24 protein-coding genes and 1 riboswitch are annotated in these 23454 nt (G+C 68.1%); of the genes, 12 read left to right on the top strand and 12 right to left on the bottom strand.

Annotation, left to right across the window (positions count from 1 at the left end):
• Positions 1-30 precede the first annotated feature (30 nt).
• The 3 genes from P5F91_RS16910 (at position 31) to P5F91_RS16920 (ending at position 2876) form a co-directional block, all read left to right on the top strand.
• Positions 31-1974 (top strand): hypothetical protein, encoded by a 1944-nt coding sequence (locus P5F91_RS16910; RefSeq protein WP_277907675.1) that lies wholly within the window; start codon positions 31-33, stop codon positions 1972-1974.
• A 90-nt stretch (positions 1975-2064) separates the two neighbouring features.
• The gene (locus P5F91_RS16915; RefSeq protein WP_145617103.1) at positions 2065-2340 is read left to right on the top strand and encodes a type II toxin-antitoxin system TacA family antitoxin; all 276 of its coding nucleotides are present in this window, start codon (positions 2065-2067) and stop codon (positions 2338-2340) included.
• Positions 2337-2876, top strand: coding sequence for a GNAT family N-acetyltransferase (locus tag P5F91_RS16920; protein ID WP_277907676.1), 540 nt, complete (start codon positions 2337-2339; stop codon positions 2874-2876). The genes P5F91_RS16915 and P5F91_RS16920 overlap by 4 nt, the downstream gene beginning before the upstream one ends.
• A 45-nt stretch (positions 2877-2921) precedes the next feature.
• Here P5F91_RS16920 and P5F91_RS16925 read toward each other — a convergent pair whose 3' ends face one another.
• The gene (locus tag P5F91_RS16925; protein WP_277907677.1) at positions 2922-5105 is read right to left on the bottom strand and encodes a protein-disulfide reductase DsbD family protein; all 2184 of its coding nucleotides are present in this window, start codon (positions 5103-5105) and stop codon (positions 2922-2924) included.
• A gap of 260 nt (positions 5106-5365) precedes the next feature.
• Here P5F91_RS16925 and trxB point away from each other — a divergent pair, with 260 nt between their 5' ends.
• The 3 genes from trxB to P5F91_RS16940 all read left to right on the top strand — a co-directional run bounded on the left by trxB (position 5366) and on the right by P5F91_RS16940 (position 8467).
• Entirely contained in the window at positions 5366-6334 is a 969-nt protein-coding gene (gene trxB, locus P5F91_RS16930) for a thioredoxin-disulfide reductase (RefSeq protein WP_277907678.1), read from the top strand.
• A 301-nt stretch (positions 6335-6635) separates the two neighbouring features.
• Positions 6636-7550, top strand: a complete 915-nt coding sequence (locus tag P5F91_RS16935; RefSeq protein ID WP_088871934.1) for a LysR family transcriptional regulator — start codon at positions 6636-6638, stop codon at positions 7548-7550.
• A 413-nt stretch (positions 7551-7963) separates the two neighbouring features.
• Complete coding sequence (locus P5F91_RS16940; protein WP_277907679.1) at positions 7964-8467, top strand: PAS domain-containing protein; 504 nt, start codon at positions 7964-7966, stop codon at positions 8465-8467.
• A 45-nt stretch (positions 8468-8512) separates the two neighbouring features.
• On the opposite strand, the gene P5F91_RS16945 is transcribed toward P5F91_RS16940, so the two are convergent.
• The 7 genes from P5F91_RS16945 to P5F91_RS16975 form a co-directional block, all read right to left on the bottom strand.
• Positions 8513-9682, bottom strand: a complete 1170-nt coding sequence (locus tag P5F91_RS16945; RefSeq protein ID WP_277907681.1) for an aminotransferase — start codon at positions 9680-9682, stop codon at positions 8513-8515.
• Between the two features lie 183 nt (positions 9683-9865).
• The gene (locus P5F91_RS16950) at positions 9866-10237 is read right to left on the bottom strand and encodes a hypothetical protein (protein ID WP_145611364.1); all 372 of its coding nucleotides are present in this window, start codon (positions 10235-10237) and stop codon (positions 9866-9868) included.
• 256 nt (positions 10238-10493) lie between these two features.
• Positions 10494-12047, bottom strand: coding sequence for an aminomethyl-transferring glycine dehydrogenase subunit GcvPB (gcvPB, locus tag P5F91_RS16955; protein WP_277907682.1), 1554 nt, complete (start codon positions 12045-12047; stop codon positions 10494-10496).
• Positions 12047-13390 (bottom strand): aminomethyl-transferring glycine dehydrogenase subunit GcvPA, encoded by a 1344-nt coding sequence (gene gcvPA, locus P5F91_RS16960; RefSeq protein ID WP_277907683.1) that lies wholly within the window; start codon positions 13388-13390, stop codon positions 12047-12049. The genes gcvPB and gcvPA overlap by 1 nt, the downstream gene beginning before the upstream one ends.
• Positions 13390-13764, bottom strand: coding sequence for a glycine cleavage system protein GcvH (gene gcvH / locus P5F91_RS16965; protein ID WP_145611361.1), 375 nt, complete (start codon positions 13762-13764; stop codon positions 13390-13392). The genes gcvPA and gcvH overlap by 1 nt, the downstream gene beginning before the upstream one ends.
• Positions 13765-13855: 91 nt before the next feature.
• Positions 13856-14971 (bottom strand): glycine cleavage system aminomethyltransferase GcvT, encoded by a 1116-nt coding sequence (gene gcvT, locus P5F91_RS16970; protein ID WP_145611360.1) that lies wholly within the window; start codon positions 14969-14971, stop codon positions 13856-13858.
• Between the two features lie 224 nt (positions 14972-15195).
• A riboswitch (glycine riboswitch) is annotated at positions 15196-15302 on the bottom strand.
• A 140-nt stretch (positions 15303-15442) separates the two neighbouring features.
• Positions 15443-15940 carry a hypothetical protein gene (locus tag P5F91_RS16975; RefSeq protein ID WP_145611359.1) on the bottom strand — a complete coding sequence of 166 codons (498 nt, stop codon included), beginning with the start codon at positions 15938-15940 and terminating at the stop codon, positions 15443-15445.
• Between the two features lie 312 nt (positions 15941-16252).
• On the opposite strand from P5F91_RS16975, the gene ispH reads away from it, so the two are divergent.
• A complete protein-coding gene (ispH, locus tag P5F91_RS16980) occupies positions 16253-17200 on the top strand; it encodes a 4-hydroxy-3-methylbut-2-enyl diphosphate reductase (protein ID WP_004272219.1) in 948 nt (315 codons plus the stop codon).
• Between the two features lie 39 nt (positions 17201-17239).
• Positions 17240-17842 carry a methylated-DNA--[protein]-cysteine S-methyltransferase gene (locus P5F91_RS16985; RefSeq protein WP_277907684.1) on the top strand — a complete coding sequence of 201 codons (603 nt, stop codon included), beginning with the start codon at positions 17240-17242 and terminating at the stop codon, positions 17840-17842.
• Positions 17843-17966: 124 nt separating this feature from the next.
• Here the strand turns inward: P5F91_RS16985 and P5F91_RS16990 are convergent, their stop codons facing one another.
• The 3 genes from P5F91_RS16990 to P5F91_RS17000 form a co-directional block, all read right to left on the bottom strand.
• Entirely contained in the window at positions 17967-18239 is a 273-nt protein-coding gene (locus P5F91_RS16990) for a PspC domain-containing protein (RefSeq protein WP_081486478.1), read from the bottom strand.
• A gap of 115 nt (positions 18240-18354) precedes the next feature.
• Entirely contained in the window at positions 18355-19032 is a 678-nt protein-coding gene (locus tag P5F91_RS16995) for a PspA/IM30 family protein (protein ID WP_145611356.1), read from the bottom strand.
• 56 nt (positions 19033-19088) lie between these two features.
• Entirely contained in the window at positions 19089-19235 is a 147-nt protein-coding gene (locus P5F91_RS17000; protein ID WP_186454800.1) for a hypothetical protein, read from the bottom strand.
• Between the two features lie 298 nt (positions 19236-19533).
• Between P5F91_RS17000 and P5F91_RS17005 the strand changes: the two genes are divergently transcribed.
• Together P5F91_RS17005 and rnhA are read left to right on the top strand one after the other, a co-directional pair.
• Positions 19534-20526, top strand: coding sequence for a homoserine kinase (locus P5F91_RS17005; protein WP_277907685.1), 993 nt, complete (start codon positions 19534-19536; stop codon positions 20524-20526).
• Positions 20523-20996 (top strand): ribonuclease HI, encoded by a 474-nt coding sequence (gene rnhA, locus P5F91_RS17010; RefSeq protein ID WP_145611354.1) that lies wholly within the window; start codon positions 20523-20525, stop codon positions 20994-20996. Before P5F91_RS17005 ends, rnhA begins: the two co-directional genes overlap by 4 nt.
• A gap of 98 nt (positions 20997-21094) precedes the next feature.
• Here the strand turns inward: rnhA and P5F91_RS17015 are convergent, their stop codons facing one another.
• On the bottom strand, positions 21095-21577 hold the full coding sequence (locus P5F91_RS17015) for a peroxiredoxin (protein WP_145611353.1): 483 nt from the start codon (positions 21575-21577) through the stop codon (positions 21095-21097).
• A gap of 314 nt (positions 21578-21891) precedes the next feature.
• Here P5F91_RS17015 and P5F91_RS17020 point away from each other — a divergent pair, with 314 nt between their 5' ends.
• Both P5F91_RS17020 and P5F91_RS17025 read left to right on the top strand, forming a co-directional pair.
• Positions 21892-22464, top strand: a complete 573-nt coding sequence (locus P5F91_RS17020; protein ID WP_145611352.1) for a YqgE/AlgH family protein — start codon at positions 21892-21894, stop codon at positions 22462-22464.
• A 57-nt stretch (positions 22465-22521) separates the two neighbouring features.
• Positions 22522-23382, top strand: a complete 861-nt coding sequence (locus P5F91_RS17025; protein WP_145611351.1) for a DUF3108 domain-containing protein — start codon at positions 22522-22524, stop codon at positions 23380-23382.
• Positions 23383-23454: the final 72 nt, after the last annotated feature.

Consider the following 23454-nt stretch of genomic DNA (forward strand, 5'->3'; position numbering starts at 1 on the left):
CGGCGGTTCCCTTGTCATTTGGACCCGTCCATGCCCCTCAAGATCGAAACCTTCAGCAACGTCACCGGCGGCAGCAGCTATTTCAAGGCCATCGGCCATCCGCTAGCGGCGGAACCGGCCCAGGCGCTGCTGGCCGATCTGCGGGCCGCGGGCCGGGTCGCCGTCTACGATCCGCTGAACATGCTGGAGCCGTTCGACGAGATCCACCACCTGACTGGTCCCCAGGGCGCGGTGAACGTGGTGGCGGTCTATGCCCAGAACGTGGACAAGATCGGCCAGCCGCTGCTGGGCCGGCCGGCCCAGCCGGTGACGGCCCTGGCCGGCACCGCCGTGGACGCCGTGTTCGTGGCGGCCTTCGACGCCGATCGCCTGGTGGCCCACATCCGGCACCTGATCCCCGCCGGTGCCAAGGTCTACTCCCTGGACCCGCTGAAGCTGCCGGACGAGTTGCTGACCGACCGGCGCACCTATCTGGCGCCCCTGAATTTCGCCACCAACTACGCCTTCTTCCGCGATGGCGCCGGCCACCACACCCGGGTGGTCACAGCCAACTACTGGTCCAGCTACGGCGCCGCCGAGCCCTATCTGTGGCTCTGCCTGTTCGGCGAGGACGGCCAGGTGCTGGCGCGCTGGACGCAGGAGCTGCCGGGCGCCGACGGAACCGTGGTCATCGACAGCGCGGCCGTGCGCAAGGAATTCGACCTGCCGGAATTCACTGGCCAGCTGTTCATCCATGTGGTGGGGGCCGCCGGCCACGATGTGGTGAAGTACGCGCTGGACACCTATGGCGACGCCGCCGACACCCTGTCCTGCACCCATGACGCCAACGCCTGGCCGTCGGACTTCTACGCCGGCCTGCCCGCCCCGCGCGCGGATGAGCGCGTGATCCTGTGGGTGCAGAACAGCCACCCCTGCCCCATCCCCGCCGGGGCCGTGGCACTGAACCTCATGGGCCATGACACGGCGGTGGAACTGGACCGGGAAGTGCCGCCCTACGCCACCTTCGCCCTGGACGTGGCCAGCCTGCTGCCCGACGCCCGCTGGCCGCAGCAGGTGGAAATCCGCGCCGGGAAGCACTTCGTCCGCCCGCGCTACGAGGTCATCCGCACCGACGCCGCCGGCGCCACCCGCCATCGCATCGCCCACCCGAACGTGGAACGCGTGGACCTGAAGCCGGACCCCAAGCTGGCCACCCTGACGAACCTGATGGGCAAGGGCTTCATCCTGCCCGCCCCCATCTTCCCGGCCGGCCGCTTCCGCACCATCGCCCTGCCCACCCCAATGGGCACCACGCAAGATCATCTGCCGCTGACCGCCATCGTCTACGACGCCGACGGCACGGAAGTGGCGCGCCGCGACCTGGGCCGCCTGCCCCGCAACCATGAGACGGTGTTCGAGGCGGCCGACATCCTGGACGGCAAGAGCCTGCCCTCCGGCTATGGCCATCTGGAGCTGATCTACGACTTCGCCGCCGGCGAGAACGACGCCGACGGCTGGCTGCACGCCCTGTTCCGCTATGAGGACGGGGTCAGCGGCCACACGGCGGAGACCAGCTTCGGCGCCCACATGTTCAACACGGTGCTGACCTATAAGAACGAGCCGCAGTCCTATTCCGGCCGGGCGCCGGGCCTGTCCACCCGCCTGTTCCTGCGCACCGGCATGGCGGCGGACGTGGACACGCTGTGCCACTTGATCTACCCGGCCAGCACGCCGTGGAATACGCGCTCCAACACCGCCCTGATCCTGATGACCAAGGATGGGGAGGAGGTCGCCCGCCGCACGGTCACCATCGCCTGCTCCGGCAGCTTCCACTTCCGCGTGGGCCAGACCTTCACGAGCAGCGAGGTCAAGGAGGCGGGCCGCGACGCCTACGTCCTGATCCGCGACACCACCTGCCGCCTGTTCGGCTATCACGGTTTGATCCGCGACGGCGCCCAGGGGGCCTTCGCGCTGGATCATATGTTCGGGTTCTAAAACCACGATGCGCTTTGAAAGCGCATTGGATTGCCGTTTACCCTCTCTTCGTGATACAAACGATGATCACGGAGAAAGGGACTGACCGCCATGCCTCGGGCAAGCGTTGACGACAACGGCCGGTTCTCGATGGATATTCCACCGCTGGAGAAGGCGCGCCTTGTCCGGGCGGCCGCGTTGGAACACACGACCCTCAAGGATTTCCTGCTCCGCAATTCGTTGCGGGCGGCGGACTTGGTGATCGAACGTGCGGAACGGATCGCGCTATCGGAGCGTGACACCCGGAAGGTACTTGACCTTCTGGACAACCCGCGTGAGCCCAATCCGCATATGGTCGCCATCTTGAAGGACCGGCAGGCCAAGTGATCGGGCTTTCAGCTTGGCGCGAAGAGGCCATCGATAAAAAGCACGACCGTAAGGGCTTTGACTGCGGACAGGCGGACCTCAATCTCTTCATCGCTCAATACGCCCGCCAGTCCCATGAGAATGGCGCGGCGAAGACCTATTGCGCGATCGCGGCAGCCGACGGAAAGACCATTCTCGGCTTCTACACCATCAGCCCAGGCCAAGTGGATCTGCACCAAGTGCCCCTCGCCGCCCGGCCGAGCGGCGGGGGCCGTTATGCGCTGGGCGGGTTTCGCCTCGCGCGCTTGGCCGTGGCCAAGGCCTATCAGGGCCGGAGCCTCGGCGGCCACCTGCTGGCATGTGCGATGGAACGCTGCATGCGAGTTTCGACCCAGGTGGGCGGCACCGCCCTGCTGATTGATGCCAAGGACGCAGCGGCGGCGGCGTGGTACGCCCGTTATGGCGCCTTGCCGCTGGACGACCGGCCGCTTTCCCTCGTCATGTCCTACGCGGAATACAACAAGGCCCGTGTCGCCGCCGGACTGCCACCGTTGTAGGCTGCGCGGAGCCCTGCAGCCCCCTGAACCGGAAAGCCCCCGCCCTTACTGCGCGCTGGCGCTTTGCTTGGGTAGGCTGCCCACAGCCTCCAGCACCTGGGCCTCGGTCAGGATCTGGGGCCAGACGTCCGGCTCGGCCTGGCCGGGGCGGTAGAACAGGTAGAGGGGCACGCCGCTGCGGCCGTGGGCCTGCAGCACGCGGGTGATCTCGGCATCACGGTTGGTCCAATCGCCCTTCAGCAGGGCCACGTTGTGACCCTTCAGCGCCTGGTGCACCGTGTCGCTGGACAGGGCCACGCGCTCGTTCACCAGGCAGGTGATGCACCAGGCGGCGGTGAAGTCCACCAGCACCGGCCGGCCGTCGGCGCGCAACTTGTCCAGCGTCGCGGGGGAGAACGCCTCGAAGCCGTCCGTCATGGCCACGGCCTTGCCACCCGCCACCGGGCCGCCCGCCGAGGCCGCGTTGCCTCCCGCCTGGGGCAACACGGCGGCGACGGCCAGCACCAGCGCCACCAGGGCGGCCAGGGCACCGCCGCGCCGGCCCCAGCCCTCGGCATAATGCGTGACGCCATAAAGCCAGGCGGCGAAGCCCACCAGCACCAGGCCGACCAGGATGCCGGTCATGCCGGGCGCCCCCACCTGCACCGCGAACACCCAGACCAGCCAGGCGGCGGAGCCGTACAGGGGGAAGGCCAGCACCTGCTTCAGCCGCTCCATCCACGCGCCGGGCTTGGGCAGGTGGCGCAGCAGCCAGGGGCTGCAGGCCAGCGCCAGGAAGGGCAAGGCCATGCCGAAGCCCAGGGCCAGGAAGACGGCCAGCGCCACATACCACGGCTGGACCAGGGCGTAGCCCACGGCCGCCCCCATGAAGGGCGCCGTGCACGGCGTGGCGACGACGGAAGCCAGCACGCCGGTGAAGAAGGAGCCGGCATAGCCGTCCCCCTGGGTCAGCCCTTGCCCCACACCCATGAACTGGTCGCCCACGGTGAAGACGCCCGACATGCTGAGGCCCAGCAGCAGCATGACATAGGCCAGCACCGCCACCACCAGGGGCGACTGCAGCTGGAAACCCCAGCCGATCTCCTGCCCGCCGGCGCGCAAGGCCATCAGTACGATGGCGATGGCGGCAAAGCAGGCCAGCACGCCTGCGGTGTAGACCAGGCCGTGCAGGCGGGCATGGGCGCCCTGGTGGCGCACCAGGGCCATGGCCTTCATCGACAGCACAGGGAAGACGCAGGGCATCAGGTTCAGGACCATGCCCCCCAGGCAGGCGAACAGCACCGCCTGCCACAGGGGCAGGACGGGCGCGCTGCCGGTATCCGCCGCCACACCACCACCGGCCGGTGCGGCCCCCACGGCATCGGCGGGGATGGCGATGGCCAGCGCCTGGGTGGTGGGCTGGCCGTTCACCAGTTCCGTCACCTCCAGGATGCCGTTCACCGGGCCGGGCGTGGCGCGGCCGGTGGGCTTCAGGGTCAGGGTCAGGCCGTCCGTGGTGACGGCCAGCTGCTGCGGCGCGCCAGCCTCCACCAGGTCGGGGTTTTCGGCGAAGAAGTAGGCGTCCTTGACCTGGTCGGCCGTCAGGCCGGGCGCGGCCAGGCGCACGGTGGCGGCGGTCTTGGTGGCGCTGACGCTGGCGGCGTAGGGGCTGGGTACCGGCAGGGCCGCCCGCGCCTCCGCGAACAGCGGCGCCACCGCCGGGTCAGGGGCGCCGCTGGCCGTCCCTGGGGCGGCGACCGGCACATCCAGGGTCAGGGTGGCGTCCTCGGGCACGCAGACATCGGCGCAAATCAGCCAGTTGGCGGCGGCTGTCAGGGTGACGGTGCCGCCCGGCTTGGCATCGGCCGGCACGTCCAGGCGGGCCAGGACGCGAGTGGCCTTTTCATAGCCGTAGTTGACCAGCGGGCCGGTGGTGAAACGGTGCGGGGCCGGGAAATTCAGCGGACCGGCCTTCCAGCCGGCCGGCAGGGTCCAATTGACCTCCGTCGGCAGGCCCGAGTCGCCGGGATTGATCCAATAAGTATGCCAGCCGTCCTGCAGCTTCTGGTCCAGCGCCACCCACAGCGGCTGGCCGGGAACGGCGGGGCCCTCGGCCACCAGCTGGCTGACGGTGTGCTCGGTCTGCACCGGGGCGGACCATGCGGGGGAGATCGCCAAGCCGGCGAGCGCCACGAAACCCGCCGCCCATTTCCTGAAACCGCCCATAACCGCCGCCGTTCCGTAGTTCATCCGCAAACCCATCCCCCTCATGTAGTGCATGAGGGCGGCCGCCGCCATGGGGGAATGGCCGCACCCTTGGCGCCCCCAGCCCCCGCACCTTCGCAAGGCTGGATGGCCCTCTCTGTGACGTCTGGCGTTGAGCCCGGGGCCGCTTGCCGGTATCGTCCCGCGTCTGAGTGAAACATCACGCCTGCCTCACCATATCTAGAGGGCGGCGAGGGCGCGGCCCCCAATCCAGAGGGTCCCCTTCCCTGCCAGGAACAGTTCCCATGACCACCCATCGCACCAAGGTCCTGATCATCGGCGGCGGCCCCGCCGGCTACACCGCCGGCATCTATGCCGCCCGCGCCAACCTCCAGCCCATCCTGGTCCAGGGCATGCAGCCGGGCGGCCAGCTGATGATCACCACGGAGGTGGAGAACTATCCGGGCTTCGCCCAGGCGGTGCAGGGCCCCGACCTGATGGAGCAGATGCGCCAGCAGGCGGAGCATGTGGGCACCACCCTGGTCTACGACGTCATCACCTCCGTCGACTTCAGCCAGCGCCCCTTCGTTGCCAAGGCCGACAGCGGCGACGAGTTCGTGGCCGACACCGTCATCATCGCCACGGGCGCCCAGGCGCGCTGGCTGGGCGTGGCCGGGGAGCAGGAATTCCAGGGCGCCGGTGTCTCCGCCTGCGCCACCTGCGACGGCTTCTTCTTCCGGGGCAAGGAAGTCGCGGTCATCGGCGGCGGCAACACCGCCCTGGAAGAGGCGCTGTACCTGACGCACCACGCGTCCAAGGTCACCCTGATCCATCGCCGCGACGCCTTCCGCGGCGAAAAGATCCTGCACGACCGCGTCTTCGCCAACCCGAAGATCGAGGTGCTGTGGAACCACAAGGTGGACCGGGTGCTGGGCAAGGGCGGGGCGGCCGACGGCGGCTTCGATCTCAACAACCCCAAGCAGGTCACCGGCCTGGCGCTCAGCAACACCGTCACCGGCGAGGGGCGTGAGCTGCCGCTGGACGGCGTGTTCGTCGCCATCGGCCACGACCCCGCCACGGCCATCTTCAAGGGCCATGTCGAGATGGACGACGAGGGCTACGTCATCACCGTCCCGGACAGCACCCGCACCAACGTGCCCGGCGTGTTCGCCGCCGGCGACGTGAAGGACAAGGTCTTCCGCCAGGCCGTCACCGCCGCCGGCATGGGCTGCATGGCAGCACTGGAGGCCGAGCGCTTCCTGGGCGGCCATTGAGCCGCCCGCAGAGCCGCCCGAGTCATTGAAGCGGGCACCGCCGTCTTGGTACGGCGGTGCCCTTCTTTGTACTAATTCGCGGTATCTATTCGCCAATTCGCCGCCGGGGCGTTGCCAAAACGGCACGATGCGGTGCTAAAATGCCTTATCAGTCTATGGCCTAACCGTGTGGACACCCACAATCGGTAGCGTCTTGGACAAGCTGGGTATATATTCTTTGCATGGCGGCCCGCTTGAGGCCGTCATTTCCGACGGTCCCGCTCTCCGGGATCGCAACGTCTTTGACGCATAAGGACCGGGAATGGACTGGGACAAGCTTCGCGTTTTCCACGCGGTGGCGGAGGCCGGCAGCTTCACGCATGCTGGCGAGACCCTGAACCTCAGCCAATCGGCCGTCAGCCGGCAGATCAGCGCGCTGGAGGAAAGCCTCCACGTGCCGCTGTTTCATCGCCACGCCCGCGGCCTGATCCTCACCGAACAGGGCGAGCTGCTGTACCGCACCGCCCGCGAGGTGTTCGCCAAGCTGTCCATGACAGAGGCGATGCTCTCGGAAAGCAAGGAGCACCCGAAGGGCCCGCTCAAGGTGACCACCACCGTCGCCTTCGGTTCCACATGGCTGACCCCGCGCATCCGGGAATTCCTGTCGATTTACCCCGACGTGCAGCTGACCCTGCTGCTGGACGATAACGAGCTGGATCTGTCCATGCGCGAGGCGGACATCGCCATCCGCATGGTGCCGCCACGCCAGCCCGACCTGATCCAGCGCCACCTGATGACGGTGCGCACCCACCTTTACGGTCACCGCACCTATCTGGAGAAGCGCGGCACCCCGGAAACGGTGGAGGATCTGCAGAAGCACGACCTCATCGCCTATCCGTCCGACGCCAAGGCGCCGGTGCCCAACATCAACTGGCTGCTGGCCCTGGGCGATCCGCCGGGCGGCGAGCGCGACACCATCTTCCGCGTCAACAGCCTGTACGCCCTGTACAAGGCGGTGGAGAGCGGCCTGGGCATCGCGGCCATCCCCGACTACATCATTTCCGAAAGCAACCCCGACCTGGTCCGCATCCTGCCGGACGTGACGGGCCCGCGCATCGACGCCTACTTCGTCTATGCCGAAGAATTGCGCCATTCCAAGCGCATCGCGGTCTTCCGCGACTTCCTGGTGAAGAAGGTCGCCGAAACATTCCCCGCGACGCATGCGCCCACCGCATAGCTGAGACGGCTAATCACCCCTTTAAACGGGGCATCAAAAGATTAAATATTGGCCATCGGATGTTGCGACGCAGCATCCGATGTTTCCTCCAGGATGCCCGTCCTGGAGTGGGCCTTCGGGCCCAACGTCTCCCAGACGTGAAGCCTCCCTGTTCAACTCGCCGGTAAGTCATCGACTTACCGGCAGTTTTTTTACTTGGTGGTTGCGAAGTACCCCGTTGGGGCTACTCCCGGGATAACTGCGACGCGCAGGCCTGGGCTTTCTGATTTTATCTGCCTGATCCATTCCAGCCGTCGCGCATTCCATGCCGGGATGAGGACGGGTCATTGCCGTTTTGCGTCCCGTCCGGGCTCAAATGTTATAGCCCCATCGACTTGCGACGCTCATGTAGAACGTAAGGATGGGAGACGAGAATGACTGGACCTGCCACCTGGAGCGCGACCTCAATCTCCCGCTTCCCTTTACAAATCCAGAATTCGACCTTGCGCCTCCTGCATGACTATTGGGACATCCTGCGCGGCGACCGCGCCTTTCCCAACAGTTCCGAGGTCGAGGTGGTGGATCTGCCGGTCTCGCCCGGCGGCGTCATGCTGGTGGACGTGGCACCCAACCAGATGGCCTTCACCCTGCTCTGGGTGGGCACCGATTACGTTTTATGGCTGCGCCGCGAGTCCACCGGCCTGCAGCTGGAGGATCTGCCCCCCTCCCCCAACACCGTGCCCTTCGCCCAGATGTTGCGCCGGTGCGCCGACAACGGCTTGCCCCAGACCCGCAGCCTGCCGGCCATCCCCTCCATGACTGTTCCCGCCGCCGAACTGGTGGTGCTGCCCCTGGGCGGCTCGGACGGCAAAGTGGCCCGCCTGCTGGTCGGCTGCGCCTTTGACCGCAAGCGCCGAGGCCTGCAGGTCGTCGGCTGATTTTTGCGCCGCAGCTGGTAGCGCTACCTCTCGCAACGGCCGGGTCTACCGCCCAAAGAATTCCTTCAGCCGCATCACCGCGCTGTCCAGGATGGCGTCCTGCTTGCTGAAGCAGAAGCGGATGAGGTGGGTGGGCGCCCCTTCCTCATAGAAGGCGCTGACCGGAATGGCGGCAACGCCGGCATCCCTCGTCAGGCGTCGGCAGAAATCGGCGTCATCCTCGCCCCGGCGCAGGCCGCGCGCGCCGGTGATGTCGGCCACCACGAAATAGGTCCCTTCCGAGGGCAGAACGGGCAGGCCGGCGGAGACCAGGCCCGCGGCCAGACGGTCGCGCTTGGCCTCCAGCGCCGCCGCCAGCAGGCCGAAATAGGCGTCATCCTTGGCCAGGCCGTAGGCGACAGCCGCCTGCAGGTTGGGCGGGGTACTGAAGGTCAAATACTGGTGCGCCTTGGCCACTGGCTGCAACAAGTCCGGAGCGGCCGTGACGTACCCCACCTTCCATCCCGTCAGCGAGAAGGTCTTGCCGGCGGAGCCGATGCGCAGTGTGCGCCCACGCATGCCGGGAAGGGTCATAAGCGGCACGTGCCGGCGGCCGTCGAACACCAGGTGCTCATAGACCTCGTCGCACACGGCCAGGCAATCGTGGGCGATGACCTGGTCCGCCAGCAGCCGCAACTCCTCCGCTGACCAGACCTTGGCCGCCGGGTTCAGGGGGTTGTTCAGCACCACCAGCTTGGTGCGCGGGCTGAAGGCGGCGGCCAGTTCGTCAGGGTCCACGGTCCAGCCTGGCGGCTGCAGGCGCACGAAGCGGGGAATGCCGCCCGCCCGGCGGATGATGGGGACGTAACTGTCGTACAGCGGCTGGAACAGCACCACCTCGTCGCCCGGTTCGATCAGGCCGAACAGGCAGGCGGCCAGCGCCTCGGTCGCGCCGGAGGTCACCATCACTTCGCGCTCCCAATCCACCTCCAGGCCGTAGAAACGCGCCGCGTGGGCCGCCACGGCCTGGCGCAGGGCCGGCAAACCCATCATGGGCGGATACTGGTTGTTGCCCTCCAGCAGCGCGCGGGCGGCCACCTGCAGCACATCCTCCGCCCCCCGGTCGTCGGGAAAGCCCTGGCCCAGGTTGATGGCGTTGTGCGCGCCCGCCAGCCGCGACATGGCCTCGAATATGGTGGTCCCGTACCCTGACAGGACGGCGTTGCCCGATCGCACCTGGCGCTTCCTCCCAACCCCTTTCAGGACTCGTACGGCCCCGCGTACCGCATGGGATCCGACCCATGCGCGAAGCCCATGGTCCGGGTCAAATGAGGAATGGTCAAGGCGTTGAAAAGACAAAGGGCCGCGACGTGGCATCCACGCTACGGCCCTTGCCTCGAACTTTGGAACTCAGGTCCTTCAGGCGTTGCCGGCCACGGTCACCGAGGCCAGCTCGCCCTGGTCGTTGGCGGCGACGTCGTTGGCGGCGGCCAGCACCTTTGCGGGCACGCGAACCGGGGCGCGGTGGCGATGGCGCCAGGCGTCGAAGCGGCCGAACAGCGGGCGCACCAGCCGGGGGGCGTGGTCGCGGGCGCGCACGTAATGGCGGCGGGCCGAGACAGAGCTGCGCAGCACCATGAGACCACCCACCGCCAGCAGCGGCGTGGAGACCGGGCCGGGGATGGGCAGGGACAGCACACCCAGGCCCATGACCAGCCAGCCGGACGCCTGCAGCGCCGGACGGCGCAGGCGGGCGATCTCAACCCTGGGCAAGCTGGCAACGGTCAACATGGGGGATGGTCCCGGCGGAAGGTCGCGGCGTCGGATCGGCCGCGTGGTGAGTGATGACGGGAGATTTGGCCGAAATTGAGATGGAAGCTAGGCCCCCCTGGGGCAATGCCGATTTGTGTGCGCTGCAACCCGATTGGGTAAGCCAACGGCGCAGACCCTGAAATGGGCCACGCCCAGAAGGAAAAAGGGCGGAACCCAAGGATTCCGCCCTTTTCCAATGATGTCGCCGGGCCATGATGGTGGCCCGAACCCATCTTTACACCGCTGGCGGCGCCCAGCGCAGGACTGGCTTGCGCGCCGCGGCAGTCTCATCCAGACGGCGGCGGGGGGTGTAGCGGGGGGCCGCCAGGAAGTGGGCGGCGTCCCCCGCCTTGGCCTTGCCCGCCAGGTGCCGCATGGCGCCGACGAACTGGTCCAGCGTGGCCTTGGACTCGGTCTCGGTCGGCTCGATCAGGAAGGCGCCGTGCACGACCAGGGGGAAATACATGGTCATGGGATGGAAGCCTTCGTCGATCATCGCCTTGGCGAAGTCGAGGGTGGTGACGCCTGTGTCCTTCAGGAAGCGGTCGTCGAACAGGGCCTCATGCATGCAGTAGCCGTCGAACGGCACGCTCATCAGGTCCTGCAACCGCGCCTTCAGGTAGTTGGCGTTCAGCACGGCGTCGCTGGAGGCCTGGCGCAGGCCGTCGGCGCCGTGGCTCATGATATAGGCCAGGGCGCGGACGAACATGCCCATCTGGCCGTGGAAGGCCTTCATGCGACCGAAGGGCTGGGCGCCCTGCTCCACCTCGCCCTCATGCTCCACCAGGCGGAAGCCATCGGCCCCGTGCACCACATAGGGCAGCGGGGCGTAGGGGGCCAGCGCGTCCGACAGGACCACCGGGCCGGAACCCGGGCCGCCACCGCCGTGCGGGGTGGAGAAGGTCTTGTGCAGATTGATGTGCATGGCGTCCACGCCCAGGTCCGCCGGGCGCACCCGGCCGACGATGGCGTTGTAGTTGGCGCCGTCACAGTAGAAATAGCCACCCGCGGCGTGCACCGCGTCCGCGATCTCCTTCACCTGGGGCTCAAACAGGCCGCAGGTGTTGGGGTTGGTCAGCATGATGCAGGCGACATCGGGGCCCAGCTTGGTCTTCACCGCCTCGACGCTCACGCGGCCGTTGGCCTCGGCCGGGATGGCGTCCACGGTGAAGCCACAGAAGGCCGCCGTGGCCGGGTTGGTGCCGTGCGCCGATTCCGGCACCAGCACGCGGGTGCGGCCGGTCTCACCCCGGGCCTGCAGCGCGGCGCGGATGGCCATGAGGCCGCACAGCTCGCCATGGGCGCCGGCGGCGGGCGACATGGCCACGGCCGGCATGCCGGTCAGGGTCTTCAACCAGTGGGCCAGCTGGTCGATCAGCTCCAAGGCGCCCTGGACGGTGGACTGCGGCTGCATCGGGTGGATGTCGCCGAAGCCGGGCAGGCGCGCCAGCTTCTCGTTCAGGCGGGGATTGTGCTTCATGGTGCACGAGCCCAGCGGGTACATCGTGCTGTCGATGCCCAGGTTCTTCTGACTGAGGCGCGTGTAATGGCGCACCACCGTCGGTTCCGACAGGCCGGGCAGGCCGATGCCCTCGCGGGCCTTCAGGCCACCCAGGCGGCTGGCGACGGCCGGGGCCGCCTCCAGGTCCACGCCGGTGACGCCGGGGTTATCCAGTTCGAAGATCAGCGGCTCTTCATGCACCAAGGCACGGTTGCCGGTATAGGTGCCCACGTCGGTGGCCGCCGCCGACTCGACGTCGGGCGTGGTCTTGCGTCCTTGGGTGTTCATCACTGCTTGCCTCCCAGGGCCTGAACGAGGGCGTCCATGTCGTCTTCGGTCGTCGTCTCCGTCACCGCCACCAGCAGCAGGTCGGCGAGGTCCGCCTGGCCGGGGTGCAGGCGGGAAACGGGCACGCCGGCCAGGATGGGTTCCGCCACCAGCCTGTCCACCAGCGCGGCGGCATCGCCCTTCACCTGGACGGTGAACTCGTTGAAGAAGCCCTGGTTCAGCACGCTGACGCCGGCCGCCGCCAGCTTGTCTGCCAGCTGCACCGCCTTGGCGTGGTTCAGCCGCGCCAGGCCGGTAAAGCCCACCTCGCCCAGCAGCGACAGGTGCATGGTGAAGGCCAGCGCGCAGAGGCCGGAGTTGGTGCAGATGTTGGACGTGGCCTTCTCGCGGCGGATGTGCTGCTCCCGTGTGGACAGGGTCAGCACGAAGCCGCGCTTGCCGTCCGCGTCCACCGTCTCGCCGCACAGGCGGCCGGGCATCTGGCGCACGAACTTGTCGCGGGTGGCGAACAGGCCCAGGTAAGGCCCGCCGAAGTTCAGGCCGTTGCCGATGCTCTGGCCCTCGGCCACCACGATGTCGGCGCCCATGGAACCGGGCGACGGCATCATGCCCAGGCTCACCACCTCGGTCACCACCACGACCAGCAGGGCGCCCTTGGCGTGGCAGGCCTCGGCCAGCGGCGTCAGGTCGGCGACATGGCCGAATAGGGTAGGGTTCTGCACCACGACGCAGGAGGTCTTGTCGTCGATGGCGGCCGCCAGGTCTTCGATCCCCTTCGGATCAGCCGGCAGGGTCACCAGGTCCACGCCCAGCACGCCGGTGGTGGTGGCGGTGACGTCGCGGTAGTGCGGGTGCAGGCCACCGGACAGCACGGCGCGGTTGCGGCGCGTGACGCGGTTGGCCATCAGCACCGCCTCGGCGCAGGCCGTGGCGCCGTCGTACATGGAGGCGTTGGCCACATCCATGCCGGTGATCAGCGCCACCTGGGTCTGGAACTCGAACAGGTACTGCAGGGTGCCCTGCGTCACCTCGGGCTGGTACGGCGTATAGCTGGTGAGGAACTCACCGCGCGTCAGCAGCTGGTCCACCGAGGCGGGGACATGATGGCGATAGGCGCCGGCGCCCAGGAAGCTGGGGCAGCTGCCGGCCGGCACGTTGCGGGCGGCCAGTCGCGACAGGGCGCGTTCCACCTGCAACTCGCCCTGGTGGTTGGGCAGGCCAGCGATGGGCTGGTCCAGGCGGGCCGCCGCCGGGACATCGCCGAACAGCGCGTCCACCGACGGGGCGCCGATGGCCGCCAGCATCTCCTGCCGGTCGGCCTCGGTCAGGGGCAGATACCGCATCAGTGCTGACCTTCCACAAAGGCGTCGTAGGCGGCTTGGTCCATCAGGCCGTCCAGCTGGGCCGGGTTGGCCAGCGTCATCTTGAAGAACCAGCCGGCACCCTGCGGATCGCTGTTGACCAGGGACGGATCGTCGACCACGGCCTGGTTGCCCTCGACCACCGTGCCGTCCACGGGAGCGAACACCTCGCTGGCGGCCTTCACCGATTCCACCACGGCGGCATCCTTGCCCTTGGTCAGGGCGCGGCCGGCCTCGGGCACCTCGACGAACACCACGTCGCCCAGCTGGCTCTGGGCGAAGGTGGTGATGCCGACGGTGGCGACGTCGCCGTCGACGCTGATCCACTCATGGTCTTCGGTGAAACGGATGGTCATGGTTCTGCTCCTCGGGGGAAGGCGTTCATCAAGGAAAAGGCGGGCATCAAGGAAGCGCGGGCCCGGCACCGGCCGGGCCGCGCGATGGGGATCAGCCGCGGTAGTAGCGCTGCGGCACGAACGGCAGGCTGGCAACCTTGGCCGGCAGGGCCTTGCCGCGCACGATCAGCGACAGGGGCGTGCCCACGGCGGCGTTGCCGGCGGTGACATAGCCCATGGCGACGGGGGCGTTGGCGCTGGGGCCGAAGCCGCCGGAGGTGATCTCGCCCACCGTCTGGCCGTTGGCGTCCTGGATTTCGGTATGCTCACGCGCCGGCGCCCGACCCTCGGGCTGGACGCCGATGCGGTAGCGCGCGGCGCCCTCGGCCAGCTGGCGGCGGACGATGGCGTCGCCGGGGTAGCCCCCCTCCTCCCGCCGACGCTTGGAGATGGCCCAGGTCAGGCCGGCTTCCACGGGCGTGGTGGTGGTGTCGATGTCGTGGCCGTAGAGACAGAGCCCGGCCTCTAGGCGCAGGCTGTCGCGGGCGCCCAGGCCGATGGCCGTCACCTCGGGCTCCGCCAGCAGCAGGCGGGCCACGTCCTCGGTACGGTCGGCGTCGATGCCGATCTCATACCCGTCCTCGCCGGTGTAGCCGGAGCGGGCGATGGTGACGGGAATACCCTTCAGGCTGGCGTTCACCATGGACATGAAGGGCATGGTGGCGACCTCGGGCAGGAAGCGCGCCAGCACCGTGGCTGCCACGGGGCCCTGCAGGGCCAGCAGGCCCCGGTCGTCGCCCAGGTACTCCACCTCGATGCCCGGCAGGCCCGCCGTCAGGTGCGCGATGTCCGCCACCTTGCAGGCCGCGTTCACCACCAGGAACAGGTGGTCGCCGCGGTTGGCGATCATCAGGTCGTCCAGGATGCCGCCCTGGTCGTTGGTGAAGAAGCTGTAGCGGATGCGCCCTTCCTTCAGGGCCTTCAGCTCGCCGGGCACCAGCTTTTCCAGGGCGTCGACCACGCCGTCGCCGCGCAGGATGACCTGGCCCATGTGCGACACGTCGAACAGGCCCGCCTGCTCCCGGGTGTGTAGATGCTCCTTCAGCACGCCCAGGGGGTACTGCACCGGCATGTCATAGCCGGCGAAGGGCACCATCTTGGCGCCCAGCTCGCGGTGCAGGGCGTTCAGGGGAGTAACAAGCAGGGGCGAATCGGTTTCACTGGACATAGGCGCTGGGACTCCCGGCGGACGAGTTCCTCCCGCGCGGACGGATTCCGTGCGGGCTCGCCCCCCTCTGTCCCGGACCCTGAGAGATTCACGGGTCCCAAATCCTGTCGCCAGGAGGGTCCCGCTTACTCCGTCGGTGGGCTTGTGGCCTCCAACACCGGAAATCCACCCCAAAGGGGGTGGTTCAGGCGTTGCTATGAGGCCGGGCCGCTTTCCAGATGCGCTTCTTCCTCGCGGTCCTTTTGCCTGAGAGTTTCCGGGGGCGGTTGCTCCTTCGGCGCCGGTCCTAGCGGGTAGCCCACAGGGGGCCGGTCTCTCCCGCGAGATGTCATCAGCTTCGCGTGCGCACCCTAATCCAACGGGCCCCAAAAAGTAAAGGCGGGCCGCTGCCCCGCGACCCGCCTTCCTGGTGGTTCCCCGGCCCTGGCGCCCCTGCCCGGCCGGCCGAACCCGTACGCTATACCTTCGTCCTTACTTCCCAGCCGCAACCGGCGGGGCCGGCGGCTTGGAATTGAAGCGGATGTTGGCCTCCAGCTGCTCCGGCGTCAGCTGGAAGCCCACCAGCACCTCGTAGTAACGGCCATCGACTTCCGGGCTCAGCGGGATGAATTGGGTCAGCCGCTCCACCGAACCGCCGCTGCCGGCGCTGACGTCCAGCGTGACGTTGTAGGTCTGCTTGGTCAGGATCTTGCGGTCGGCATCGGTCACGGCGACGAAATAGGTCAGTGGCAGCGGACCGCCGGTGTAGGCCGGCCCCGTGCTGGCGCCCACGCGCAGCTGCTCGGTCATGGTCACGCCCTTTTCGCTGTACTCGCAGCGGCCCTCGATGTTGGGCATCACGGCAGTGTAGCTCAGCTGGCCGTTGGCGCCGGGCACGCCCACCGAAGAGGCGTCGCGCACGATGGCCACGGTCGGGCAACCGGGGCGGTAGCCGACGTTCTTGTTGGCGCATGCCGCCAGCGACAGCATGAGAGGCATCCCCAAAAGCAGGGCCAGGCGGCCGCGGGTGCCTTTCCTGGTGGGCGAACCTATATTAGTGTCCGTGTGGATGTTCATTGAAGCGGGGCTCGTCTGGAGTTGGACGCCGGCCGGCGTCGGGGCCCCGCGACAATAGAGAAGCAGCCATACCGGCACAAGACATCGACTGCGCCGTCCCTATATTGAAGGGCGACGAGATTTAACGTAACGGCGCTGGCGATCCACAGACGCGCCGTTTTATGATCCGCCGCCATGATCGGCCCCGTACCCGGGGCTTACCGGAACCGAGTAGACCCAATCACCATGACCAAGCCGACGCTCAACATCCTCCTGGCTTCCCCGCGCGGTTTCTGCGCCGGTGTGGACCGCGCCATCCAGATCGTGGAGGTGGCGTTGCAGCGGTATGGCGCCCCGGTCTATGTGCGGCATGAGATCGTGCACAACCGCTTCGTGGTGCAGGGCCTGGAGGCCAAAGGCGCCATCTTCGTGGAGGAATTGGACGAGGTGCCCGACGGCCGCCCCGTCGTGTTTTCCGCCCACGGCGTGCCCAAGTCCATCCCGGCGGAGGCGGAGAGCCGGCAACTGCTGTATGTCGATGCTACCTGCCCTCTGGTGTCCAAGGTCCATCGTGAGGCGGAACGCCACTTCGCCGACGGCCGCCAGATCATCCTGATCGGCCATGCCGGCCACCCCGAGGTGGTAGGCACCATGGGGCAGCTGCCGCCGGGCGCGGTGCTGCTGGTGGAATCGGAAGAGGATGTGCGCACCGTCCAGGTGGACGACCCGCTGAACCTGGCCTTCGTCACCCAGACCACGCTGTCGGTGGATGACACGGTGCAAATCGTGGCCGCGCTGAAGGCCCGCTTCCCCGCCATCGCCGGGCCGCGCAAGGAAGACATCTGCTACGCCACCACCAACCGCCAGACGGCGGTGAAGGCCATCGCCGAGAAGGCGGATGCCATCCTGGTGCTGGGCGCGCCCAACAGCTCCAACTCCATGCGACTGGTGGAGGTCGCGGCCAAGCACGGCTGCGTCAATTCCATGCTGGTGCAGCGGGCCACCCAGATCGACTGGTCCATGATGGACAAGGTCAAGGTGCTGGGCATCACCGCCGGCGCCTCGGCCCCGGACATCCTGGTGCAGGAGGTCATCGAGGCCTGCCGTGAGCGCTACGACGTCCAGATCGAGGAAGTCGTGACGGCGGTGGAAAACATCACCTTCAAGCTGCCGCGCGGCCTGGCGGCGGAGTAATTCCGGGTCCCTCAACCCTGGCTTCTCCCTTGGCTTCTCATGGCGACACGCGCCCACATCCTGTTCGACACCGCCATCGGCGTTTGCGCGCTGGTATGGGGGCCGGATGGAATCGTGGGCGCGCAATTGCCGGAGGGCGGGCCCGAGCAGGCCGGGGCCCGGCTGGCGCGGCGCTTCCCCGGCGCCATGGCGGCAGCGGAGCATGACCTGCCGCCCGTGATCGGCGAGGCCCGGGCCCGCATCCGGGCCCTGATGGCGGGGGAGGCGGTGGACATCGCCGACATCCCCCTCGACCTTGCCGGTCTCGATCCCTTCGCCCTTAAGGTTTATGCCGTGACCCGCGCCATTCCGCGCGGGGAGACACTGACCTACGGCACGGTTGCCGGCCGGATTGGCGCGCCGAAAGAGGCGGCGCGGGCAGTGGGCCAGGCGCTGGGCCACAACCCCATTCCCATCCTGATCCCCTGCCACCGCGTGCTGGCAGCGGGCGGCGGCACCGGCGGCTTTTCCGCCCGGGGCGGCATCGACACCAAGTTCCGCATCCTGGCCATCGAGCAGGCCAGGACGGAGGACGAGCCGCCCGGCCTGTTCGACCAATTGCCCCTGGCCATCAAACCCCAAACGCTGAAGCCGGGGCGCTGAAAACAGGACGCTGAAAATGGAACCGGCCCCCGCCGCGCTTCCGGGCACCTCTGGCCTATTGGGCCGGGTTCCCGGGTGCGGCGGGGGCCGGTCGGGACGGTCCCCCGCGAACCGTCCGATCCCTTTACCAGTGCGCGCGATAGAAGCTGCGGCTGACGTAGATGTCCTCGCGGTCGGCGTACTCGCTGTCCAGCACCAGGGCCAGGACGCCATAGACCACCAAGGTGGCGCCGAAGAAGCAGAACAGGCTCAGCACCGTCAGGATGCGGATGAAGGTGGCCGGCAGGCCGGTGTAGCGCGCCAGGCCGGCGCAGACGCCGAAGAGGACGGCGCGGCTGGGGTCCTTGGCCAGGCGATGACGGCGCATGGTGGCGGAAATACGCTGAAAGCTCCTCATAATCCCCTCTCCCGTGTTCATAAGGCGCGAGGTGCGCCGGTGTTCAGTGAAGCCCAGCGCCGGCGGGCGCTGCGGTCGTGTGCGGGTCATCTGAAACTTGGCCTTGCGGGCGGGCTTAGCCTTGCGGGTTGGCGCGGCTGGCCACGCGGGCCTTCAGCGCCTCAAGCTCGGCGGTCACCTTGTCGTCGCCCAAGGCGTCGATCTCGGCGGCCAAGCCGCGCGGTTGGCGCCCCATCTCCATGACCTCGGCCTCGCTTTCCAGCAGGTCGATGTCGCGTTGCAGGGTGCCATAGTGGGACAACGCCTCTTCCAGACGGTTGTCGTGGATCTGGCTGCGCAGGCGCAGGCGGGCGGTGGCGCTGCGGTGCCGGGCCATCAGGCTGCCCTGGCGGGCCCGGGCGTCGGCCAGCTTGGCCTCCAGCCGCGCCACGTCGTCGGCGCCCTTGGCCAGGCTGTCGCTGATGGCCTGGATCTCGCGCCGGATGGGATCAGCGGCATCGGCCAGCCGGGCCTTGGCCACCAGGGCGCCCCGGGCCAGATCCTCGCGGCCCTTGGTCACCGCCAGTTCGGCCTTTCGGTCCCATTCCAGCAATTCGAACTCGACATCGCGGTAGCGGGCCTCCAGCTCCTTGCGGCGGGCCATGGAGCGCACGGCTTCCGCCCGCACCTCCACCAGCGTGTCCTCCATCTCCTGGATGACCAGGCCGATCAGGCGCTCCGGGTCTTCAGCCCGGTCCAGCATGGCGTTCAGGTTGGCATCGATGATGTCGCCGAGGCGGGAAAACAGTCCCATGGCAGGCGTCCTTGAGAGATGAGGCGGTGGCGGACGGAGGCGGTGACGGCAGGCGCTTAGAACAGGCTGAGGATGGCGACCGACAGCAGGGCGGTCACGGCCAGCAGCGGCAGGTGCCGGATGGCGGCGGCCAGGCCCCGGGGGGTGTGGCCGGCGTGGGCGGTGAAGGTCCGGGTGGCGGCGATCATGGTCAGGTCGGTCATTTCAGTCTCCGTGAGCGAAGCTCGGTTGTCTCGAGGGCCGGTCGCCGGTGGCGGTGTCGGCCATGTCCCCTTAAAAGCAACCGCCGTGCCAGTTTCGGAGCAGGACGATAATTCATTGTTTTTGCTATATAAAATTTTTTGGCGACTATGGCGGGCCGCAGCAGCGTGACAATTCTCGCCACTAAATCGCCGAACTCGCCACCAGCACCGTCCGCCTCCTGGCGACGGGCCGGAAAAGGCGCGGTCCGCTCCGCCGCGACCATTGACCCCGGCCGGAAATCCCGCTACCTCGCAAGGCATGGCCGTCTATACCGAAGTCACCGATGAGGAACTGCGCGCGTTCATCGCCGATTACGCGATCGGCGAGGTGATCTCGTGCAAGGGCATCGCCGAGGGCGTGGAGAACTCCAACTACCTGCTGGTGACGACAGACGGGCCTTACATCCTCACCCTCTATGAAAAGCGGGTGAACCCGGCCGACCTGCCCTTCTTCCTGGGCTTGATGCGGCATCTGGCGGCGCGCGGCATCGTCTGTCCCCAGCCGGTCCCCGGCCGTGACGGCGAGGCCTTGCGCGTGCTGGCTGGCCGGCCGGCGGTGATCGTCACCTTCCTTACCGGCATGTGGCCCCGCCGTATCCTACCTGAGCATTGCGCGGCCCTGGGCACGGCCCTGGCCCAGCTGCACCTGGCCGGGGCCGACTACGCCACGCCCCGGCCCAACAGCCTGTCGCTGGACGGCTGGCGCGCCCTGGTGGCGGCGACAGCGGATGGGGCAGACGGCGTGAAGCCCGGCCTGAAGGCGGCCCTGGCGGATGAGCTGGCCGCCCTGGCATCCTTGTGGCCCGGCCGCGACGGTCGCCCCAGCCTGCCGCAGGGCATCATCCACGCCGACCTGTTCCCGGATAACGTCTTCTTCCGCGACGGCGCCTTGTCCGGGCTGATCGATTTCTATTTCGCCTGCAGCGACATGCTGGCCTACGACCTAGCCATCTGCCTGAACGCCTGGTGTTTCGAGCCGGACGGCGCCTTCAACGTCACCAAGTCGCGCCTGCTGCTGGCCAATTACGCCAAGGTGCGGCCGCTGACGGGGGCGGAGGTGGCGTCCCTGCCCCTGCTGGCCCGGGGCAGCGCCCTGCGCTTCCTGCTGACCCGGCTGTATGACTGGGTAAACACACCCGCCGGGGCGCTGGTGAAACGCAAGGACCCGTTGGAATACCTGCACAAGCTGCGCTTCCACCAGCAGGCCCGTGGCCTGGCCGATTACGGCTTGGCGCCGGAGGAACTGACGTGACCGACACCCCCGCCCCCCAGAAGGTTCCCAGCCCGCGTGTGGAGATTTTCACCGACGGCGCCTGCAGCGGCAACCCCGGCCCCGGCGGCTGGGGCGCCATCCTGCGCTGGAACGGCACGGAGCGGGAGCTGAAGGGCGGGGAGCCCGACACCACCAACAACCGCATGGAACTGATGGCCGCCATCCAGGCGCTGGAAACGCTGAAACGGCCGGTGAAGGTGGACCTGCACACCGACAGCCAGTACCTGCGCGACGGCATCACCAAGTGGATCCACGGCTGGCGGGCCAAGGGCTGGCTGACCGCAGACAAGAAGCCGGTGAAGAACGTGGATCTGTGGCAGCGGCTGTCCGCCCAGGCCGACCGGCACGAGGTGGTGTTCCATTGGGTGCGCGGCCATGCCGGCCATCCCGAGAACGAACGCGCCGACCAGTTGGCGCGCGAGGGACTGGCGGAGGCCCGGGGACGTTAGTTCGGTCGCCTCGAGCGCCGGCCCTGGGCGGCACGGCATAAGGAAGGCCCGCGCGGGTTGGGAACCGGCGCGGGCCTTCTGGCGTTATGGTGCTGGTTTTACAAGTTCTTCAGCACCGCCTCGGCGCTGGACACCTCGAAGGCGCCGGGCTTTTCCACGTCCACCCGGGTCACGACGCCGTCGTCGATGATCAGGGCGAAGCGCTGGCTGCGGTGGCCCAGGTTGTAGGCGGTGCCATCCATGGTGAGGCCGAGTTCACGGGTCAGCGTGCCGTTGCCGTCGGGCAGCATGAACACCGTGTCGCCCACGTCGTTGGCCTTGGCCCAGGCCTGCATCACGAAGGGGTCGTTGACCGCCAGGCAGATGATGGCATCGACGCCCTTGGCCTTCAGGGCCTCGGCGTTCTGGATAAAGCCGGGCAGGTGCTTGGCGGAGCAGGTGGGGGTGAAGGCGCCGGGCACGGCGAAGAGGACGACCTTCTTGCCCTTCAGCAGGGCGTCGGTGCTGGTCTCCTGCATGCCGGCATCGGTCAGGTGTTTCACGGAGACGCTGGGGAAGGTATCGCCAACCTGGATGGTCATGGTCTGGAACTCCCGTTGATGTTTGGCCTTGAGCGTAAATGCCGGAGGTGCTGGATGGTTCAGGCCCTGTGGTTCTATGTCCCAGGGGCGGGATGGGCAAGGGAAACGGCTTTCCACCCCTTGTCACAGGCCGGCGGCGCGCAATATGACCAGAATAGGAACGGTCACGCGCGGCCCACGGGGGCGACGGACCGTTTCGGCCATGCTACGCTGAGCGGCATGGATAGGCAGTATGACAGCGCCGGCCGCGTGGGCCGGTGCTCAGCGGTCCCTTCCCCTGGCGGGGGCCGACGTGGCAAGGGAAGGCGCCGCCCATGAAGGACACCACCATCCGACGTTTCCTGACCGGGCAACTGCTGGTCGCCATGCCCGCCATGCCGGACGAGCGCTTCGCCCGCACCGTTATCTATGTCTGCGCCCATACCGATGACGGCGCCATGGGCCTGGTGATCAACCGGCTGTTCGACGGCATCGACGCCGGTGGCTTGCTGGAGCAGTTGGGCATCGACGGCGGTGATCCGGACGACCGCCTGCGCGTGCATTTCGGCGGACCGGTGGAACCGGGCCGCGGCTTCGTGCTGCACAGCACCGATTACCAGCGCGAAGGGACGCTGCGGGTGGAGGATGAGGTGGCGCTGACCGCCACGGTTGACATCCTGCGCGCCATTACGGAAGGGCGCGGCCCCCGCCAGTGCCTGCTGGCCCTGGGCTATGCCGGCTGGGCGGCAGGGCAGCTGGACCAGGAGATGCAGGCCAACGGCTGGCTCCACGTGCCGGCCGACCCCACCTTGCTGTTCGACGACGACATGGACACCAAGTGGGAACGGGCCATCGCCAAGCTGGGCGTCAGCCTGCCCATGCTGTCGGCCGAGGTTGGGCACGCCTGAGGGCCCTTCCTTTCGCCGCGCCTTGCCGCCGCCATCTTCACAACTGAGGATGGGGGCATGACCACCATCACCCTTCCCCGCGCCGTCCGCGCCGCCGTGCTGATGCTGTCGGCCCTGGCCAGCCCCCTGACGGCCCACACGGCTGAAACCCCACAGCACCTGCGCCTGGGCTACGACGTCTATGTCGGCGGGCTGAAAATGGGGCGCATGACGCTGGAGACGGAGATCAAGGGCCAGGACTACCGCGTCACCGTGGCAGCCGAGGCCGGCGACATGCTGGCCCGTTTGATCAAATGGTCCTACGCGGCCGAGGCGGACGGACGCCTCGGCGGCGTCAACGGCGTCGCCCCGCGCCACTTCCACAGCCTGCGCACCCTGCGGGACAAGAGCTGGGACGCGACGCTGAGCTATGCCGCCCCCTATGGCACACGCGACACGGCCGTGACCTTCATCCAGACGCCACCGCCCTCGCCCGACGACGCCACCGCGGTGCCGGCGGACCAGCGCCCCGGCACCGTCGACCTGCTGAGCGCCGCCGTCGCCATCAGCCGCCATGCCGAGGGCGGCGACTGCGCCAGCCGCCTGCCCGTCTATGATGGCCGGCGTCGCTATGACGTGCTGATGGAAAGCCGGCCCCGCCGCCATATCGAAAAGTCGGACTATACGGTCTTCGACGGCGACGCCATCGGCTGCCATGTCGCCATCCTGCCGGTAGCAGGCTTCCAGCCGGCGGGGCGCGGTAGCCAGAACTTCTGGACCGCAGCGCCGGACGGCAAGCCGCGCGGCTTCGATCTCTGGGTCGGCCGGCCGGTGCCGGGCGGCCCGGTGGTGCCGGTGCGGCTGGAGGCTGCGGAACTGTTCTTCACCCATGTCATCGGCCATCTGGTCCAGGTCGATGTCCTGCCGCCGTCGCCCTGAATCACCTCCGTCAAGCGCACCTGAGTCGGCCCCACCCCCTTTTCCTTCCGTAAAAGCGACCCCTTTTTCGCC

It is taken from the genome of Nitrospirillum amazonense, from assembly GCF_029594735.1.
Lineage (GTDB): Bacteria > Pseudomonadota > Alphaproteobacteria > Azospirillales > Azospirillaceae > Nitrospirillum > Nitrospirillum amazonense.

Coding starts and splice junctions, on each gene's coding strand:
- P5F91_RS17025 (WP_145611351.1), top strand. CDS start 22,522: ATGACCACCATCACCCTTCCCCGCGCCGTCCGCGCCGCCGTGCTGATG.
- P5F91_RS16935 (WP_088871934.1), top strand. CDS start 6,636: ATGGACTGGGACAAGCTTCGCGTTTTCCACGCGGTGGCGGAGGCCGGC.
- P5F91_RS17005 (WP_277907685.1), top strand. CDS start 19,534: ATGGCCGTCTATACCGAAGTCACCGATGAGGAACTGCGCGCGTTCATC.
- P5F91_RS16975 (WP_145611359.1), bottom strand. CDS start 15,940: ATGCTGTCGCTGGCGGCATGCGCCAACAAGAACGTCGGCTACCGCCCC.
- P5F91_RS16990 (WP_081486478.1), bottom strand. CDS start 18,239: ATGAGGAGCTTTCAGCGTATTTCCGCCACCATGCGCCGTCATCGCCTG.
- P5F91_RS16925 (WP_277907677.1), bottom strand. CDS start 5,105: ATGAACTACGGAACGGCGGCGGTTATGGGCGGTTTCAGGAAATGGGCG.
- P5F91_RS16950 (WP_145611364.1), bottom strand. CDS start 10,237: ATGTTGACCGTTGCCAGCTTGCCCAGGGTTGAGATCGCCCGCCTGCGC.
- gcvPB (WP_277907682.1), bottom strand. CDS start 12,047: ATGAACACCCAAGGACGCAAGACCACGCCCGACGTCGAGTCGGCGGCG.
- gcvH (WP_145611361.1), bottom strand. CDS start 13,764: ATGACCATCCGTTTCACCGAAGACCATGAGTGGATCAGCGTCGACGGC.
- P5F91_RS17000 (WP_186454800.1), bottom strand. CDS start 19,235: ATGACCGACCTGACCATGATCGCCGCCACCCGGACCTTCACCGCCCAC.
- P5F91_RS16915 (WP_145617103.1), top strand. CDS start 2,065: ATGCCTCGGGCAAGCGTTGACGACAACGGCCGGTTCTCGATGGATATT.
- P5F91_RS16940 (WP_277907679.1), top strand. CDS start 7,964: ATGACTGGACCTGCCACCTGGAGCGCGACCTCAATCTCCCGCTTCCCT.
- P5F91_RS16910 (WP_277907675.1), top strand. CDS start 31: ATGCCCCTCAAGATCGAAACCTTCAGCAACGTCACCGGCGGCAGCAGC.
- trxB (WP_277907678.1), top strand. CDS start 5,366: ATGACCACCCATCGCACCAAGGTCCTGATCATCGGCGGCGGCCCCGCC.
- gcvPA (WP_277907683.1), bottom strand. CDS start 13,390: ATGCGGTATCTGCCCCTGACCGAGGCCGACCGGCAGGAGATGCTGGCG.
- P5F91_RS17015 (WP_145611353.1), bottom strand. CDS start 21,577: ATGACCATCCAGGTTGGCGATACCTTCCCCAGCGTCTCCGTGAAACAC.
- ispH (WP_004272219.1), top strand. CDS start 16,253: ATGACCAAGCCGACGCTCAACATCCTCCTGGCTTCCCCGCGCGGTTTC.
- P5F91_RS16995 (WP_145611356.1), bottom strand. CDS start 19,032: ATGGGACTGTTTTCCCGCCTCGGCGACATCATCGATGCCAACCTGAAC.
- gcvT (WP_145611360.1), bottom strand. CDS start 14,971: ATGTCCAGTGAAACCGATTCGCCCCTGCTTGTTACTCCCCTGAACGCC.
- P5F91_RS16985 (WP_277907684.1), top strand. CDS start 17,240: ATGGCGACACGCGCCCACATCCTGTTCGACACCGCCATCGGCGTTTGC.
- P5F91_RS17020 (WP_145611352.1), top strand. CDS start 21,892: ATGAAGGACACCACCATCCGACGTTTCCTGACCGGGCAACTGCTGGTC.